Annotated in this window: 1 pseudogene; it reads right to left on the reverse strand. The window is 61.9% G+C overall.

What is annotated here, in order from left to right:
* A pseudogene (locus A7A76_RS27120) lies at positions 1-86 on the reverse strand (DUF6053 domain-containing protein); the annotation flags it as partial.
* Positions 87-215: the final 129 nt, after the last annotated feature.

Genomic DNA, 215 nt, shown 5'->3' on the forward strand with positions numbered 1-215 from the left:
CGACGCGCATCTATGAGGTGGAAGTGCGCTGAGCGCAGCGATGCGGTTGTGGGAGGGCCTTCAGGCCCGATGCCTTTGTATCCGCTGCGATGAAGTCCGCGGCGAGCTGAGCGGAGGGCATCGGGCCTGAAGGCCCTCCCACAAAAAGGCCCTCACACAAAGCGGTCTCCCACAAAAATTCCCTTGCACTAGAAGCCTTCCCGCAACGGCATCGC

The sequence above is a fragment of the Lysobacter enzymogenes genome (assembly GCF_017168095.1).
Taxonomy (GTDB): Bacteria; Pseudomonadota; Gammaproteobacteria; order Xanthomonadales; family Xanthomonadaceae; genus Lysobacter; species Lysobacter enzymogenes_D.